Below are 15,781 nucleotides of genomic sequence, written 5' to 3'. Positions count from 1 at the left end.
GGCATGAGTATCGATATGAACGCGAAGGCGACACCGGAACAGGCGATGACCGACCTGCAGCAGGCCGCGGGCTGGATCGCCGGCGCGCGCGTGGAAGGCGATGGCACACGGCGGTTTACCCGCGTGCATACCGACAGCCGTACCGTCGCGCCCGGCGACCTGTTCGTCGCGCTGCGCGGCGAGCGCTTCGACGCGCACGATTTCATTGCCGACGTGGCCGCCAAGGGCGCCGCCGCGGTGCTGGTCGAGCGCGATGTCTCCGCCGCGGCGCCGGGCTTGCCGGCGATCGTGGCACCCGACACGCGCATCGCGCTGGGCCAGCTCGGTGCCGGCTGGCGCGCCCGCTTCACGCTGCCGACGGTGGCCGTGACCGGCAGCAATGGCAAGACCACGGTCAAGGAAATGATCGCGGCGATCTTCGCCGCGGCGGTCGGCGAGCCGCAGCGGCTGGCCACCGGCGGCAACCTGAACAACGACATCGGGCTGCCGCTGACGGTGCTGCGGATGCGTCCGAGCCACCGGCTCGCGGTGCTCGAGCTCGGCATGAACCATCCGGGCGAGACCGCGTCGCTGGCGGCGATCGCGCAGCCCACGGTGGCGGTGATCACCAACGCGCAGCGCGAACACCAGGAATTCATGGTCAGCGTCGAGGCCGTCGCGCACGAGCACGCCAGCATCCTGGCCGCGCTGCCGGCCGGCGGCACCGCGGTGTTCCCGGTGGACGCGGCCAGCGGCGGTGCGCATGCCGGCATCTGGCGCGCCGCCGCTGGCAGCCGGCCGGTGCTGACCTTCGGCCTGGCCGAGGGCGGCAATGCGAGCCAGGCCGACGTCAGCGCCGAAGTGAGCCTCGACGACGGCGTACAGCGGCTGCAGGTGCGCGCGCCCGGCCGCGTCTTCGAGGTCCGGCTGGCGCTGCTCGGCATGCACAACGTGCGCAATGCGCTGGCGGCGATCGCCTGCGCGCTGGCCGCCGGCGTCGAGATCGACGCGATCCAGCGCGGCCTGGCCTCCTTCGCGCCGGTCAAGGGCCGGCTGCAGGTCAAGCGTGCCGCTGTCGGCACCGTGGTGATCGACGACACCTACAACGCCAACCCCGACTCGATGCGCGCGGCCATCGACGTGCTGGCCGGCTTCGCGCCGCCGCGCGTGCTGGTGATCGGCGACATGGGCGAGGTCGGCGATCAGGGGCCGGCGTTCCACGCCGAGATCGGCGCCTATGCGCGTGCGCGCGGCATCGAGACGCTGTGGGCGACCGGCGAGGCCTCGCCGCATGCGGTGCAGGCGTTCGGCGAGGGCGCGCGCCACTTTGCCGGCGCCGGCGACCTGGCGGCGACGCTGGCCGCCGATGCCGACGGTACCGTCGCGCGGGCGAGCGCCGTGCTGGTCAAGGGCTCGCGCTTCATGCGGATGGAACGCATGGTCGATGCGCTGGTCACGCCGGCGGCCGGGCCGGCTGCGTCCGCCGAGCCGGCGAACAAGGGTTGAGACTGAACGGCAGTGAAGCTTAACGATTGATTGGAATTGGCCGCAGGCCCCGAACGAGGGACACCGCGGCAGCAGACTGGAAACCGAAGAACGATGTTATTGGCCCTGGCCCAATGGCTGCAAGATGACTACAGCTTCCTGCGGGTCGTCAACTATCTGACCTTCCGCGCCGTGATGGCCAATCTCACGGCGCTGGTGATCGGCCTCGCGCTCGGTCCGTGGGTGATCCGCAAGCTGACCGAGATGAAGATCGGCCAGGCGGTGCGCACGATCGGCCCGCAGACCCATCTGGTCAAGTCCGGCACGCCGACCATGGGCGGCGTGCTGGTGCTGCTGTCGATCGGCATCTCGACGGTGCTGTGGTGCGACTGGGGCAACCGCTTCGTCTGGGTGGTGATGCTGGTGACCTTCGGCTACGGCGCGATCGGCTGGGTCGACGACTACCGCAAGGTCGTCTATCGCGACCCGCGCGGCATGTCGAGCGGCGAGAAGTATTTCTGGCAGACGCTGATCGGGCTGGTGGCCGCGGTCTACCTGGCGTTCTCGATCTCCGAGGCCAGCAACGTCAAGGTGTGGGAGCTGTTCCTGAGCTGGGTCGAAGGCGGGCTGTCGCTGGACATGCCCTACAAGTCGAACCTGCTGGTGCCCTTCTTCAAGGAGGTCAGCTACCCGCTCGGCGTGGCCGGCTTCATCGTGCTGACCTATTTCGTGATCGTCGGCTCGAGCAACGCCGTGAACCTGACCGACGGCCTCGACGGCCTGGTGATCATGCCGGTGGTGCTGGTCGGCAGCGCGCTCGGCGTGTTCGCCTACGTGATGGGCAACGCGGTCTACAGCAAGTACCTGCTGTTCCCGCACATTCCGGGCGCGGGCGAGCTGCTGATCTTCTGCTCGGCGATGGCCGGCGCGGGGCTAGCGTTCCTGTGGTTCAACGCGCATCCGGCGCAGGTATTCATGGGCGATGTCGGCGCGCTGGCGCTGGGCGGGGCGCTCGGCACCATCGCCGTGATCGTGCGCCAGGAGATCGTGCTGTTCGTGATGGGCGGCGTGTTCGTCGCCGAGACGGTGTCGGTGATGCTGCAGGTCGCCTGGTTCAAGTTCACCAAGCGGCGTTATGGCGAAGGGCGGCGGCTGTTCCGCATGGCGCCGCTGCACCACCATTTCGAGCTCAGCGGGTGGAAGGAAACGCAGGTCACCGTCCGCTTCTGGGTGATCACGCTGCTGCTGGTGCTGATCGGGCTCTCGACGCTGAAGCTGCGCTGACGCGCACGGATCGCAAGTTCAATCGACGACAGGAAATCAAAGGCAGGAAACGAAGTGTTTGGCGAGTTGCAGACCCCTGATGTGCTGGTACTGGGCCTCGGTGAATCGGGCCTGGCGATGGCGCGCTGGTGCGGCCGGTATGGCTGCGCGCTGCGTGTCGCCGATACCCGTCCGGCGCCCGCCAATCTTGCCTTCCTGCAGGCCGAGCTGCCCTCGGCCGAATTCGTCGGCGGCCCGTTCACGGCCGCGCTGCTCGACGGCATCGGGCTGATCGCGATCAGCCCGGGCCTGTCGCCGGCCGAAGCCGACACCGGCGCGCTGCTGGACGCGGCGCGCGAGCGCGGCATTCCGGTGTGGGGCGAGATCGAACTGTTCGCGCGCGCGCTGGCGCATCTGCAGGCCGAAGCGGGCTACGCGCCGAAGCTGCTGGCGATCACCGGCACCAACGGCAAGACCACCACCACCGCGTTGACCGGCCGGCTGGTCGAGCGCGCCGGCAAGACCGTGGCGGTCGCCGGCAATATCAGCCCGTCGGCGCTGGACAAGCTGTCGGCCTGCATCGCCGCGGCGACGCTGCCCGACGTCTGGGTGCTGGAACTGTCCAGTTTCCAGCTGGAGACCACGCATACGCTGGCGCCGCACGCGGCCGCGGTGCTCAACGTCACCCAGGACCACCTCGACTGGCACGGCACGATGCAGGCCTACGCGGCGGCCAAGCAGCGCATCTTCGGGCCTGCCGGCAGCGACGGCTCGCACTGCGTGCAGGTGCTGAACCGCAACGACCGGCTGACGATGGAGATGGCGCGCCAGGGCAGCGTGCCGGTGACGTTCGGTACCGACCTGCCGGAAGTGCCGGGCAGCTTCGGCATCCTGCGCGAGGGCGGCATGCCGTGGCTGGTGCTGGCCGAGCCCGACACGGAGGCCGACGAAGCGAAGCCGCGCCGCCGCAAGGGCGCGGCCGGCGACGACGCCGCGCCGATGCCGGTGCGGCACAAGCGCCTGATGCCGGCCGACGCGCTGCACATCCGCGGCATGCACAACGCCACCAACGCGATGGCGGCGCTGGCGCTGTGCCGCGCCATCGATCTGCCGCTGAACGCGCTGCTGCACGGCCTGCGCGAATACCGCGGCGAGCCGCACCGGGTCGAGTGGCTCGCCACGATCGACGACGTCGAGTACTTCGACGACAGCAAGGGCACCAATGTCGGCGCGACCGTCGCCGCGCTGTCCGGCCTGGACAAGCGCGTGGTGCTGATCGCCGGTGGCGAGGGCAAGGGTCAGGACTTCTCGCCGCTGGCGGCGCCGGTGGCGCAGTACGCGCGCGCGGTGGTGCTGATCGGCAAGGCGGCCGGCGAACTGCGCGCGGCGTTGGAAGGCACCGGCGTCGCGTTGTTCGACGCGGGTTCGGAAGAGGGCGCGCTCGAGGCCGCGGTGCGGCTGGCCGCCGCACAGGCGCAGCCGGGTGACGTGGTGCTGCTGTCGCCGGCCTGCGCGAGCCTGGACATGTTCCGCAACTACGTGCATCGCGCGCAGGTGTTCCGCGCCGCGGTCGAAGAACTGGCGCTGTCCCGGGGGATCATGCCATGAGCGAGATGCAGGCAGAGCGCCAGGCCAAGCGCAGCGGCTTCGTCGGCGCCACCATCGTCGGCGCGACCATCGGCAATGCCTGGGAAGGGCTGCGCGATGCGGTGTCGGGCGTCAAGCCGACCCGCTCGCGGATGATGGAGTACGACCAGCCGCTGCTGTGGGTCGCGATCGTGCTGCTGTCGCTCGGCCTGGTGATGGTCTATTCGGCCACCATCGCGCTGCCCGACTCGCCGCGCTTCGCCAATTACCGCGAGAGCCATTTCCTGATCCGCCATGCGTTCTCGCTGCTGATCGGGCTGGGCGTGGGGCTGCTGGCCTTCCAGATCCCGGTCAAGTACTGGGACCGCTATGCGCCCAAGCTGTTCGTGCTGGCGCTGGTCCTGCTGATCATCGTGCTGGTGCCCTTCATCGGCAAGGGCGTCAACGGCGCGCGCCGCTGGATTCCGCTGGGCCTGATGAACTTCCAGCCGTCCGAGCTGATGAAGCTGGCGGTGGTGCTGTACGCCGCCAACTACACGGTGCGCAAGCAGGAATGGATGCAGAGCCTGGGCAAGGGCTTCCTGCCGATGGGCGTCGCGGTGGCGGTGGTCGGCATGCTGCTGCTGCTCGAGCCCGACATGGGCGCGTTCCTGGTGATCGCCGCGGTGGCGATGGGCATCCTGTTCCTCGGCGGCGTCAACGGCAAGCTGTTCGGCGCGCTGGTGGCGATCGCAGTCGGCACCTTCGCGCTGCTGATCGCGGTGTCGCCGTGGCGGCGGGAGCGGATCTTCGCCTATCTCGATCCCTGGCGCGAGGAATACGCGCTGGGCAAGGCCTATCAGCTGACCCACTCGCTGATCGCCTTCGGCCGCGGCGAATGGGCTGGGGTCGGGCTGGGCGGCAGCATCGAGAAGCTGCACTACCTGCCCGAGGCGCATACCGACTTCATCCTGGCCGTGATCGGCGAGGAGCTGGGCTTCATCGGCGTGCTGACCGCGATCGTGCTGTTCTACTGGCTGGTGCGCCGCGCCTTCTCGATCGGCCGCACCGCGCTGCAGCTCGACCGCACGTTCGCCGGCCTGGTCGCCAAGGGCATCGGCATCTGGATCGGCTGGCAGGCCTTCATCAACATGGGCGTGAACCTGGGCCTGCTGCCGACCAAGGGGCTGACGCTGCCGATGGTCAGCTACGGCGGTTCGGGGATCCTGATGAACTGCGTCGCGTTGGCGCTGCTGCTGCGCATCGATTATGAAAACCGCGTATTGATGCGTGGAGGGAAGGTATGACCGGAACGCAGCAATACGCGGTTTCGGCGCAGGCTAACTTCCCGCGCCAGCGGGAAGTCAAGCGCAGCGGCCGTAGCCACAATCGGGTGTTGATGCGTGGAGGGAAGGTATGACGGCCACGCAGACACGCACCCTGCTCGTGATGGCGGGCGGCACCGGGGGCCATGTGTTCCCGGGGCTCGCCGTCGCGCATGCGCTGCGCGCGCAGGGCTGGCGCGTGGTCTGGCTCGGCAACCGCACCGGCATGGAAGCGACGCTGGTGCCGAAGCACGACATCCCGATGGAGTTCATCCAGTTCGGCGGGCTGCGCGGCAAGGGGCTGCTGACCAAGCTGCTGCTGCCGCTGAACCTGCTGCGCGCGTTCTGGCAGAGCATCGGCGCGCTGCGCCGGGTGCGCCCGAGCGTGGTGCTCGGCATGGGGGGCTATATCACGTTCCCGGCCGGCATGATGGCCTCGCTGCTGGGCCGGCCGCTGGTGCTGCACGAGCAGAACTCGATCGCCGGCCTCGCCAACAAGGTGCTGGCCAGGGTCGCCGACCGCGTGCTGTGCGCATTTCCGCAGACGCTGCCCGGCGCCGAGTGGACCGGCAATCCCGTGCGCGAGGAAGTCGCGGCACTGGCAGAGCCGGCCGCGCGCTACGACGGCCGCCAGGGTCCGCTGCGGGTGCTGGTGGTCGGCGGCAGCCTCGGCGCCGCTGCGCTCAATTCGGTGGTGCCGCAGGCGCTGGCGCTGCTGCCCGAAGGCGAGCGGCCGCTGGTGCGGCACCAGGCCGGCGTCAGGCAGATCGATACGCTGCGCGCGAACTACGCAGCGGCCGGGGTCGCGGCCGAGGCCGTGCCCTTCATCGACGACATGGCGCAGGCCTACGCCGAAGCCGATCTGGTGATCTGCCGCGCCGGCGCGATGACGGTATCGGAGGTGGCGGCCGCCGGCGTGGCCGCGCTGTTCGTGCCGTTCCCGCATGCGGTGGACGACCACCAGACCACCAACGCGCGCTTCCTGTCGGAACAGGGCGCGGCGCTGCTGGTGCAACAGGACGCATTGACCGCGGAGGGGCTCGCGCAGACGCTGGCGCAGCTGTCGCGGCCGCAACTGAAAGAGATGGCGCTGCGCGCGCGCGGACTGGCCAAGCCGGATGCGACCCGGCGCGTGGCGCAGGTCTGCAGCGAGCTGGCCAGGGATTAGTACGGGGAACCGAGCGGATCGAGGTCCACCGACAAGCAGGATTCATGAAGCATATCGTCAAGAACATCCACTTCGTAGGCATCGGCGGCGCCGGCATGAGCGGCATCGCCGAGGTGCTGCTCAATCTCGGCTACCGGGTGTCCGGTTCCGACATGGGCAGCAATGCCGCGACGCGCCGCCTCGCCGCGCTGGGCGCGACGGTGATGCACGGCCACGATGCCGCGCATATCGCCGGCGCCAACGCGGTGGTGGTGTCGACCGCCGTCAGCGGCGACAACCCCGAGGTGCTGGCCGCGCGCGCCAAGCGCATTCCAGTGGTGCCGCGCGCGGTGATGCTGGCCGAGCTGATGCGCCTGAAGCAAGGCGTCGCCATCGCCGGCACGCACGGCAAGACCACCACCACCAGCCTGGTGGCGTCGGTGCTGGCCGAGGGCGGACTCGATCCGACCTTCGTGATCGGCGGCCGGCTGAACTCGGCCGGCGCCAACGCGCGGCTGGGCACCGGCGACTTCATCGTCGCCGAGGCGGACGAATCGGACGCGTCGTTCCTGAACCTGTTCCCGGTGATCGAGGTGATCACCAACATCGACGCCGACCATATGGACACCTACGGGCATGACTTTGCCCGTCTGAAGCAGGCCTTCGTCGAATTCACGCAGCGGCTGCCGTTCTACGGCATCGCGGTGCTGTGCGTCGACGATCCGAACGTGCGCGAGATCCTGCCCTTCGTGTCCAAGCCGGTGGTCCGTTACGGCTTCGCCGAGGACGCGCAGGTGCGCGCCGTCAACGCCCGCGCGGTCGACGGCCAGATGCATTTCACGGTGCTGCGCCAGCTGAACAACCATGCCGAGCCGCCGCTGGACGTGGTGCTGAACCTGCCGGGCCTGCACAACGTGCAGAATGCGCTGGCGGCGATCGCGATCGCCACCGAGCTGGAAGTGCCCGATGCCGCCATCGTCAAGGCGCTGCGCGAATTCCACGGCGTCGGCCGGCGCTTCCAGCGCTACGGCGAGGTGGCCTGCGCGGACGGCAGCGGCACCTTCACGCTGGTCGACGACTACGGCCACCACCCGGTCGAGATGGCCGCGACGCTGGCCGCCGCGCGCGGCGCGTTCCCGGGCCGCCGGCTGGTGCTGGCGTTCCAGCCGCATCGCTTCACGCGCACGCGCGACTGCTTCGAGGACTTCGTCAAGGTGCTCGGCACCGTCGACGCGCTGCTGCTGGCCGAGGTCTATCCGGCCGGCGAGGCACCGATCGTCGCCGCCGACGGCCGCGCGCTGACGCGCGCGCTGCGGGTCGCCGGCAAGGTCGAGCCGGTCTTCGTCGAGCAGATCGACGACATGCCGCAAGCGATCCTCGACGCCGCGCGTCCGGGCGACGTGGTGGTGACGATGGGCGCCGGCACGATCGGCGCGGTGCCGGGCCTGCTGGTGTCGGGCCAGGCCGGGGCCTCCTCCGCATCCACGGCATCGGCGGCGTCTTCCCCTTCGCAACCCGCTGCCCAGTCAGCGTCGCAACAACCAGTGCAAGCGGCCGTGCCGCAAGCCGGAGGCCAGGCATGAGCTTCGTCCCCAATCCCCAGATCGATCCGAAGACGCTCGGCAAGGTCGGCGTGCTGATGGGCGGCCGTTCGGCCGAACGCGAAATCTCGCTGCTGTCCGGGCAGGGCGTGCTGGCCGCGCTGCAGTCGCGCGGCGTCGACGCGCATGCCTTCGATCCGGCGCTGCGCAGTGTCGCCGAACTGGCCGCGGCCGGTTTCGACCGCGTCTTCATCGCGCTGCACGGCCGCTACGGCGAGGACGGCACCATGCAGGGCCTGCTCGAGCAGCTGGGCATTCCTTACACCGGCAGCGGCGTGCTGGCCTCCGCGCTGGCGATGGACAAGCCCGCCACCAAGCGGCTGTGGAGCACCCACGGATTGCCGACGCCGCGCTTTGCGATGCTGACGGCCGACTGCACCGAGCGCGAGTTCGATGCAGTGGTGGCGGACCTGGGCCTGCCGCTGATCGTCAAGCCGGCGCGCGAAGGCTCGTCGATCGGCCTGACCAAGGTCACGGACGCCGGCCAGATGCGCGCCGCCTACGAGAAGGCCGCCGCGCTGGACAACGACGTGATCGCCGAAGCGTTCGTCGACGGCGCCGAGCTGACCTGCCCGATCGTCGGCGAGGGCCGCGAGGCGGTGGCGCTGCCGGTGATCCGGATCGTCGCGCCCGACGCCAACTACGACTATCAGAACAAGTACTTCACGGACGTGACCCAGTACCTGTGCCCCGCGAACCTGGGCGACGAACTCGAGCAGCGCGTGCGCAGCCTCGCGGTCGAGGCCTTCCGCGTGCTGGGCTGCCGCGGCTGGGCGCGCGCCGACGTGATGCTGACCGCCGACGGCCAGCCCTACCTGCTGGAGATGAACACCTCGCCCGGCATGACCGGCCATTCGCTGGTGCCGATGTCGGCGCGCGCGGCCGGCATCAGCTACGAGGACTTCGTGCTGCAGGTGGTCGCCGCGGCGACGCTGGACCTGCATCCGAACGAGCACTGGAAACCCGAATAACCCCGCGCCTTCCGAATCGACATGTGGCACAACGCACGCCTGCTGAACCTGATCGCCACCACGCTGTACGCCGTGGTGGTGGTGATGGCGCTCGCGGCCGGCCTGATGTGGCTGGCGCAGCGGCCGGTGTTCGCGATCACCCATGTCGAGCTGGCGCCGATGTACGGTGGCGCGCTGCGCCACGTCAACGCGCCGGCGGTGCGCGCCAATGCGCTGGGCAAGCTGTCGGGCAACTTCTTCACGCTGGACCTGGACGCCGCGCGCCAGGCCTTCGAGTCGGTGCCCTGGGTGCGCAAGGCCAGCGTGCGGCGCGAATGGCCGAGCGGCCTGACGGTCAGGATCGAGGAACACGAGGCGCTCGGTACCTGGGGCGCGCCCGATACCGGCCGGCTGATCAATACCTATGGCGAGCTGTTCGTGGCCAATCCCGCCGAGGCGGAAGAGGACGCCCGGCTGCTCGCGCTCGATGGCCCGCCCGGCAGCGAGGCGGACGTCGTCGACAAGCTCGAGATCATGCGCGACTGGTTCCGGCCGCTGAAGGCCGAACCGCTCGCGGTGACGTTGTCCGGGCGTTACGCCTGGCGGGCCAGGCTGTCCAACGGCATGGTGGTCGAACTGGGACGGGAACAGACCGACCTTGACCGGATGGCGATGGAGGAGCGCGTCAAGCGTTTCGTCATCGCCTGGCCGCAGGTGACGGAGCAGTGGGGCAAGCAGATCGAGTATGCGGATTTGCGCTATCCGAACGGGTTTGCCATCCGGGCAGCCAATGTGCGCTTCCTGACCGAGGCCCAGGCGGCAGCCGCCGCCAAGGCACGCGAGCAGGGAACGAGCAATGCGAACGGCGCCAACCGTGCCAGTGCCAGTGCCAGTGCAAGCAGCACGAAGCGTGGCCCGGCTTCCAACAACAATCCGACGCGACTGAGAAAAGAGAACGCGGAGAAAACCCGATGAGCAAGGAATACAAGGACCTGTTGGTTGGTCTGGACATCGGCACCTCGAAGGTGGCGGCGGTGGTCGCGGAATTGCGCCCCGACGGCAGCTACGAAGTGATCGGGATGGGCCAATCCGAGTCCAAGGGGTTGAAGAAAGGGGTCGTGGTCAATATCGAGGCCACCGTGCAGTCGATCCAGAAGGCGCTCGAGGAAGCCGAGCTGATGGCCGACTGCAAGATTGCCGAGGTCTTCACCGGCATTGCCGGCAGCCACATCCGCTCGTTCAACTCGAGCGGCATGGTGGCGATCAAGGACAAGGAGGTGACCCAGACCGATGTGGCGCGGGTCATCGAAACGGCGAAGGCGGTCAATATCCCGACCGACCAGCAGATCCTGCACATCCTGACCCAGGAATTCATCATCGACGGCCAGGAGGACGTGCGCGAGCCGATCGGCATGAGCGGCATCCGCCTGGAGGTCAAGGTCCATATCGTGACCGGCGCGGTCAGCGCCGCGCAGAACATCGTCAAGTGCGTGCGCCGCTGCGGACTGGAGGTGCACGACCTGATCCTGCAGCCGCTGGCGTCGAGCCTGGCGGTGCTGACCGAGGACGAGAAGGAACTGGGCGTGGTGCTGGTCGACATCGGCGGCGGCACCACCGATATCGCGATCTTCAGCGAAGGCGCGATCCGCCATACCGCGGTGATTCCGATCGCCGGCGACCAGATCACCAACGACATCGCGATGGCGCTGCGCACGCCGACGCCCGATGCCGAAGACATCAAGATCCAGTACGGCATCGCCAAGCAGGCGATCGCCGATCCGGAGGAAATGATCGAGGTGCCGGGCGTGGGCGACCGCGGTACGCGCACGCTGTCGCGCCAGGCGCTGGCGGCGGTGATCGAGCCTCGCATCGAGGAGCTGTACTCGCTGGTGCATCAGGTCGTGCGCGAGTCCGGCTACGAGGAATTGCTGTCGTCCGGCATCGTGATCACCGGCGGCACCGCAATGATGCCCGGCATGGTGGAACTGGGAGAGGACATCTTCCTCAAACCGGTTCGGGTTGGCGTTCCCGAGTACCGCGGCAACCTGCACGAGGTCGTCAAGAGCCCGCGCTACTCGACGGTGATGGGCCTGCTGCTGGAAGGCCGCGTGCAACGGATGCGCGGACGCAAGGTCGCGGTGCAGAGCGGTTCGGTCAAGCAGATCTGGACGCGCATGAAGGAATGGTTCGTCGGCAATTTCTGATTGGCCGGCATCGAATTGGCGACGCGCTTGTTGCCGGCTTGTCCACCGTGGCGGGCGCGGCGCGTTGATGGAGCAGTTTCTTTCTTTTGGTTCTTTGTTCAGGAACCAAGGGTTGCGGCGGGGAGGCCGCAGCGTTTGGCGACTGATTTTTCTCGGAGGCAGTGATGGACTTTGACATGATCGAATCGGAAATGCAGGACGGCACCATCATCAAGGTGGTCGGCGTGGGCGGCGCGGGCGGCAACGCCGTGCAGCACATGATCAACCGCGGGGTGCAGGGCGTCGAATTCATCTGCATGAACACCGATGCGCAGGCGCTCAAGCGCTCGACCGCGGCGCGCGTGCTGCAACTGGGCAATACGGGCCTAGGCGCCGGCGCCAAGCCGGAAGTCGGCCGCACCTGCGCCGAATCGGCGCGCGAGCAGATCGCCGACGCGCTGCGCGGCGCGCATATGGTCTTCATCACTGCCGGCATGGGCGGCGGCACCGGTACCGGTGCGGCGCCGATCGTGGCGCAGGTCGCCAAGGAGATGGGCATCCTGACCGTCGGCGTGGTCAGCAAGCCGTTCGACTTCGAAGGCGCACGCCGCGCGAAGGTCGCCGAGCACGGTTCGGCCGAGCTGGAGAACAACGTCGACTCGCTGATCGTCGTGCTCAACGAGAAGCTGTTCGAGGTGATGGGCGACGACGCCGAGATGGACAAGTGCTTCCAGTGCGCCGACGACGTGCTGCACAACGCGGTGGCCGGCATTGCCGAGATCATCAACGTGGACGGCCTGGTCAACGTCGACTTCGAAGACGTCAAGACCGTGATGGGCGAGCAGGGCAAGGCGATGATGGGGACGGCCACGGTGTCGGGCGTCGATCGCGCGCGCCTGGCCGCCGAGCAGGCGGTCGCCAGCCCGCTGCTGGAAGGCGTGGATCTGTCCGGCGCGCGCGGCGTGCTGGTCAACATCACGGCCAGCCGCTCGCTGAAGCTGTCGGAGACCAAGGAAGTCATGAACACGATCCGCAGCTATGCCGCGGAAGATGCGACCGTGATCTTCGGTACCGTCTACGACGACTCGATGGGCGATGCGCTGCGCGTGACCGTGGTCGCCACGGGCCTGGGCCGCTCGGGCAAGAAGCAGCAGCCGATGACGCTGCTCAAGACCGGTACCGACAACATGCCGGTGCAGATGATGGCCGGCCTGCAGCATGGCTCGGCGCTGCACAGCGCGCCGGACTACAGCGGCCTCGATACGCCGGCGGTGTTCCGCAGCTCGCGCGAAACCGCGTCGGCCCACGTGGCTGCGCTGCAGGAAAAGGGTGTCGACACGTACGACATTCCGGCCTTCCTGCGCAAGCAGGCGGACTGAGCACGGCGCGACGTCGACCCACGGCGAGCCGACTGCTCGGCTGGCCGATCGCATCGCCGGCAGGTTGCCGGCCGCGCATCCGCGACAGCGGGGCACGATGGGCGCTCCCCATCCGCCCGTGCCTGCGCTACGGATGACGGCCGCCGGCCTTGCGCGCGAGCGAGGAGACTGACGCCGCCCGCTGTCCTCCGTCCGCATCCCGTGCCGGGACAGGCGCGCCGCCGGCCGCCTCCCCGGACTGGTCTCCCGCCGTATCCCGGCCGGGATGTGCCTCCCGTCCGCGCGGCGAGCGCAAGCTCGCCGCGCCTGTTTTTGTCAGTTCTGCTTGCCAGCCTGTCGGCATGCGCCGACAGCCGTGCGCGCCGCCGTCCCACTTGGGATGCCGGAAGGCGGCAACTATGATGCAGACTGGGTTTGGCCAGGGCGATCGCCGTCGTTGCCGATGTTCGAGGTGGACGCCGGACGCCGTGGCGCCTGAGGAAATCGCCATGATCGAAATTGGTGCACGCGTGCCGGACGCGACGCTGTACGAATACTTCGAAACCGAGGCGGGCGGCTGCGCGCTCGGTCCCAACGCCTTCTCGGTCGCCGAGCTGGCCAAGGATCGCCGCATCGTCGTGTTCGGTCTGCCCGGCGCGTTCACGCCGACCTGTTCCGCACGACACGTGCCCGGCTTCGTCGAGCAGGCCGACGCGCTGCGCGCAGCCGGCGTCGACGAGATCTGGTGCGTGTCGGTCAACGACGCCTTCGTGATGGGCGCGTGGGCGCGCGAGCAGGGCACCGCCGGCAAGGTCCGGATGCTCGGCGACGGCAGCGCCGACTGGACGCGTGCGCTCGGCCTGGAGCAGGACCTGGGCAAGCGCGGCATGGGCGTGCGCTCGCTGCGCTATGCGATGGTGATGGACGACGGCGTGGTCACGCATCTGGCCGTCGAAGCCCCGGGCAAATTCGAGGTCAGCAGCGCGGAAGCGGTGCTCGCGATGTTGCGCGGGTAAGACGGGATTCCGTACCTCGGCGGCTGTGGACGTGCGGAAAGCGGCAATGGAAGTGATTGGGATGCCGCTTATCGGGCCTTCCGCGACGCGTTCTCCGTCGATCGCCGCATCTTTTTCGGGGCTTTAACCGTCGAATGCCACACCGTTAACACGACGAAACAAAACTGGTGCAGCGCAATATCCGTGCCGGTGGTAAGATACGGTTTATTAGATCTCACGCCCGATAGATTTTAATAATTAGCAGAGGCCGTCATGCTCAAACAGCGCACTATCAAGTCCCTGGTCAAGACCGTTGGCATTGGCTTGCACTCGGGCCGCAAGGTGACGCTGACATTGCGGCCCGCGCCGACCGATACCGGCATCGTGTTCACCCGCGTCGACCTGGCCGAGCCGGTCGAGATCCCGGTCAAGGCGTCGGCCATCGGCGATACGCGCCTGGCGTCCGTGCTGCAGAAGAACGGCGCGCGCGTGTCCACCATCGAACATCTGATGTCCGCCTGCGCGGGTCTCGGCATCGACAACCTGTTCGTCGACGTCGACGCCGAGGAAATCCCGATCATGGACGGCAGCGCCGCGTCCTTCGTGTTCCTGCTGCAGTCGGCGGGCATCGAGGAGCAGCCGGCGGCCAAGCGCTTCATCCGCGTCAGGAAGGCGGTGGAGGTGCGCGATGGCGACAAGCTGGCCCGGCTCGAACCCTACTTCGGCTTCAAGCTGTCGTTCACCATCGATTTCCGCCATCCGGCCGTCGACAAGACCGGCCAGACCTTCGAGATCGATTTCGGCGACACCAGCTATGTCCGCGAGATCGCGCGCGCGCGCACCTTCGGCTTCGCGCACGAGGTCGAGGCGCTGCGCGAGATGGGCCTGGCCCGCGGCGGCAGCCTGGACAACGCGATCGTGCTCGACGAGCACCGCATGCTGAACAACGAGGAGTTGCGCTATGGCGACGAGTTCGTGCGCCACAAGATCCTCGACGCGATCGGCGACCTCTATGTGGTCGGCCATCCGCTGATCGGCGCCTACGTCGCCAACAAGTCCGGCCACGGGCTGAACAACCAGCTGCTGCGCGCGCTGCTGGCCGACGAGCAGGCCTACGAGATCGTCAGCTTCGAACGTCAGGAAGAGGCCCCGGCCGCCTTCCTGCCGCAGCTGCAGCCCGCCTTCGCCTGACCCGCGGGTGCGCCCGCTCTCCGCTTGCGGTTGCGCTAGCCACGTCCCTGGCGGTGCCGCGACAGCATCGTCTGCACCGCGTCCCGCAGCGGCGAGTCCGGCAGCGTCTGCGCCAGTTCGCCCAGGCTGTTCAATGCCGCCGCCGGCACGCCCGTCTTCTTCGGCCGCTCGGCCGGCTCCACGTCCCAGTCGCCGCGTGCGGCGTCGGGCTGTACCCGTACCTTGACCGCATCGATCCGCGCGCCGCGCTGCTGCAGCCGCGCCAGCAGGCTCGGCACGATCTGCCGCACCCGCGCCGCGGCGGCGCCGTGCGCGGCCAGCAGCAGCAGCGTGTTGGGCTGCCCCGGGCTGCGGGTGTCCTGGCGCACGCCGCCGACCGCGATGCCGGCGCGCATGCCGGGGGGCAGCAGGGCCATCACCTCGGCTTCCAGCGCGGCCAGCTCGCGCGCCGCCTGCATCAGCGACGACATCGGACCGGCCTTGGCCAGCCAGTCGTTCAGCGGCTTGGCGTGGGGCGTTTGCAGGGCGTGGTGGGTGAACAGGCGCATGCCGCATTCTAGCCTCTGGCTGCCTCGAGCGGCCCCGCCGCGGCACCGGCGGTGCCGTGCGCGAGACACCGTGCCGGCAGGGCCGGCAGCCACGCCCGGCGTCTCGGAAACCGCGCGGGACCGGCCACGGAACCGCCCGCCGCGCGTGATAAACTCGGCGTTTTGCGCTAATCCTCTCTTCGCCACGCGC

At 68.8% G+C, this 15,781-nt stretch carries 13 protein-coding genes; 12 read left to right on the top strand and 1 reads right to left on the bottom strand.

The window, feature by feature from the left end:
- Window positions 1-3: 3 nt before the first annotated feature.
- The 12 genes from FOB47_RS23165 to lpxC all read left to right on the top strand — a co-directional run bounded on the left by FOB47_RS23165 (window position 4) and on the right by lpxC (window position 15,043).
- On the top strand, window positions 4-1,485 hold the full coding sequence (locus tag FOB47_RS23165; protein WP_244959369.1) for a UDP-N-acetylmuramoyl-tripeptide--D-alanyl-D-alanine ligase: 1,482 nt from the start codon (window positions 4-6) through the stop codon (window positions 1,483-1,485).
- A gap of 93 nt (window positions 1,486-1,578) precedes the next feature.
- Window positions 1,579-2,748 carry a phospho-N-acetylmuramoyl-pentapeptide-transferase gene (mraY, locus tag FOB47_RS23160; protein ID WP_053822571.1) on the top strand — a complete coding sequence of 390 codons (1,170 nt, stop codon included), beginning with the start codon at window positions 1,579-1,581 and terminating at the stop codon, window positions 2,746-2,748.
- A gap of 54 nt (window positions 2,749-2,802) precedes the next feature.
- A complete protein-coding gene (murD, locus tag FOB47_RS23155; protein WP_174782192.1) occupies window positions 2,803-4,335 on the top strand; it encodes a UDP-N-acetylmuramoyl-L-alanine--D-glutamate ligase in 1,533 nt (510 codons plus the stop codon).
- Window positions 4,332-5,600 (top strand): putative lipid II flippase FtsW, encoded by a 1,269-nt coding sequence (gene ftsW / locus FOB47_RS23150; RefSeq protein WP_053822569.1) that lies wholly within the window; start codon window positions 4,332-4,334, stop codon window positions 5,598-5,600. Before murD ends, ftsW begins: the two co-directional genes overlap by 4 nt.
- A 109-nt stretch (window positions 5,601-5,709) precedes the next feature.
- On the top strand, window positions 5,710-6,786 hold the full coding sequence (gene murG, locus FOB47_RS23145; RefSeq protein WP_174782191.1) for an undecaprenyldiphospho-muramoylpentapeptide beta-N-acetylglucosaminyltransferase: 1,077 nt from the start codon (window positions 5,710-5,712) through the stop codon (window positions 6,784-6,786).
- A gap of 44 nt (window positions 6,787-6,830) precedes the next feature.
- On the top strand, window positions 6,831-8,348 hold the full coding sequence (gene murC, locus FOB47_RS23140; protein ID WP_082371554.1) for a UDP-N-acetylmuramate--L-alanine ligase: 1,518 nt from the start codon (window positions 6,831-6,833) through the stop codon (window positions 8,346-8,348).
- On the top strand, window positions 8,345-9,337 hold the full coding sequence (locus tag FOB47_RS23135) for a D-alanine--D-alanine ligase (RefSeq protein ID WP_174782190.1): 993 nt from the start codon (window positions 8,345-8,347) through the stop codon (window positions 9,335-9,337). Before murC ends, FOB47_RS23135 begins: the two co-directional genes overlap by 4 nt.
- Before the next feature lie 21 nt (window positions 9,338-9,358).
- Window positions 9,359-10,291, top strand: coding sequence for a cell division protein FtsQ/DivIB (locus FOB47_RS23130; RefSeq protein WP_174782189.1), 933 nt, complete (start codon window positions 9,359-9,361; stop codon window positions 10,289-10,291).
- Window positions 10,288-11,520: a cell division protein FtsA gene (gene ftsA, locus FOB47_RS23125; protein WP_006579112.1), complete on the top strand. Its 1,233-nt coding sequence runs from the start codon at window positions 10,288-10,290 to the stop codon at window positions 11,518-11,520. The genes FOB47_RS23130 and ftsA overlap by 4 nt, the downstream gene beginning before the upstream one ends.
- Window positions 11,521-11,684: 164 nt before the next feature.
- A complete protein-coding gene (gene ftsZ, locus FOB47_RS23120) occupies window positions 11,685-12,878 on the top strand; it encodes a cell division protein FtsZ (RefSeq protein ID WP_006579111.1) in 1,194 nt (397 codons plus the stop codon).
- 488 nt (window positions 12,879-13,366) lie between these two features.
- Window positions 13,367-13,873: a peroxiredoxin gene (locus FOB47_RS23115; protein ID WP_053822566.1), complete on the top strand. Its 507-nt coding sequence runs from the start codon at window positions 13,367-13,369 to the stop codon at window positions 13,871-13,873.
- Window positions 13,874-14,125: 252 nt separating this feature from the next.
- On the top strand, window positions 14,126-15,043 hold the full coding sequence (gene lpxC, locus FOB47_RS23110) for a UDP-3-O-acyl-N-acetylglucosamine deacetylase (protein ID WP_053822565.1): 918 nt from the start codon (window positions 14,126-14,128) through the stop codon (window positions 15,041-15,043).
- Between the two features lie 35 nt (window positions 15,044-15,078).
- Here lpxC and FOB47_RS23105 read toward each other — a convergent pair whose 3' ends face one another.
- The gene (locus tag FOB47_RS23105) at window positions 15,079-15,591 is read right to left on the bottom strand and encodes a DciA family protein (protein WP_053822564.1); all 513 of its coding nucleotides are present in this window, start codon (window positions 15,589-15,591) and stop codon (window positions 15,079-15,081) included.
- Window positions 15,592-15,781: the final 190 nt, after the last annotated feature.

It is taken from the genome of Cupriavidus gilardii, from assembly GCF_013347325.1.
Classification (GTDB): domain Bacteria; phylum Pseudomonadota; class Gammaproteobacteria; order Burkholderiales; family Burkholderiaceae; genus Cupriavidus; species Cupriavidus gilardii.
This window is presented reverse-complemented; position numbering and strand designations above follow the sequence as displayed.

Excerpts from the sequence above, each read along its gene's own strand:
- ftsA (WP_006579112.1), top strand. The coding sequence starts at position 10,288 with ATGAGCAAGGAATACAAGGACCTGTTGGTTGGTCTGGACATCGGCACC.
- FOB47_RS23105 (WP_053822564.1), bottom strand. The coding sequence starts at position 15,591 with ATGCGCCTGTTCACCCACCACGCCCTGCAAACGCCCCACGCCAAGCCG.
- FOB47_RS23115 (WP_053822566.1), top strand. The coding sequence starts at position 13,367 with ATGATCGAAATTGGTGCACGCGTGCCGGACGCGACGCTGTACGAATAC.
- lpxC (WP_053822565.1), top strand. The coding sequence starts at position 14,126 with ATGCTCAAACAGCGCACTATCAAGTCCCTGGTCAAGACCGTTGGCATT.
- murG (WP_174782191.1), top strand. The coding sequence starts at position 5,710 with ATGACGGCCACGCAGACACGCACCCTGCTCGTGATGGCGGGCGGCACC.
- FOB47_RS23135 (WP_174782190.1), top strand. The coding sequence starts at position 8,345 with ATGAGCTTCGTCCCCAATCCCCAGATCGATCCGAAGACGCTCGGCAAG.
- ftsZ (WP_006579111.1), top strand. The coding sequence starts at position 11,685 with ATGGACTTTGACATGATCGAATCGGAAATGCAGGACGGCACCATCATC.
- murC (WP_082371554.1), top strand. The coding sequence starts at position 6,831 with ATGAAGCATATCGTCAAGAACATCCACTTCGTAGGCATCGGCGGCGCC.
- ftsW (WP_053822569.1), top strand. The coding sequence starts at position 4,332 with ATGAGCGAGATGCAGGCAGAGCGCCAGGCCAAGCGCAGCGGCTTCGTC.
- FOB47_RS23165 (WP_244959369.1), top strand. The coding sequence starts at position 4 with ATGAGTATCGATATGAACGCGAAGGCGACACCGGAACAGGCGATGACC.
- FOB47_RS23130 (WP_174782189.1), top strand. The coding sequence starts at position 9,359 with ATGTGGCACAACGCACGCCTGCTGAACCTGATCGCCACCACGCTGTAC.
- mraY (WP_053822571.1), top strand. The coding sequence starts at position 1,579 with ATGTTATTGGCCCTGGCCCAATGGCTGCAAGATGACTACAGCTTCCTG.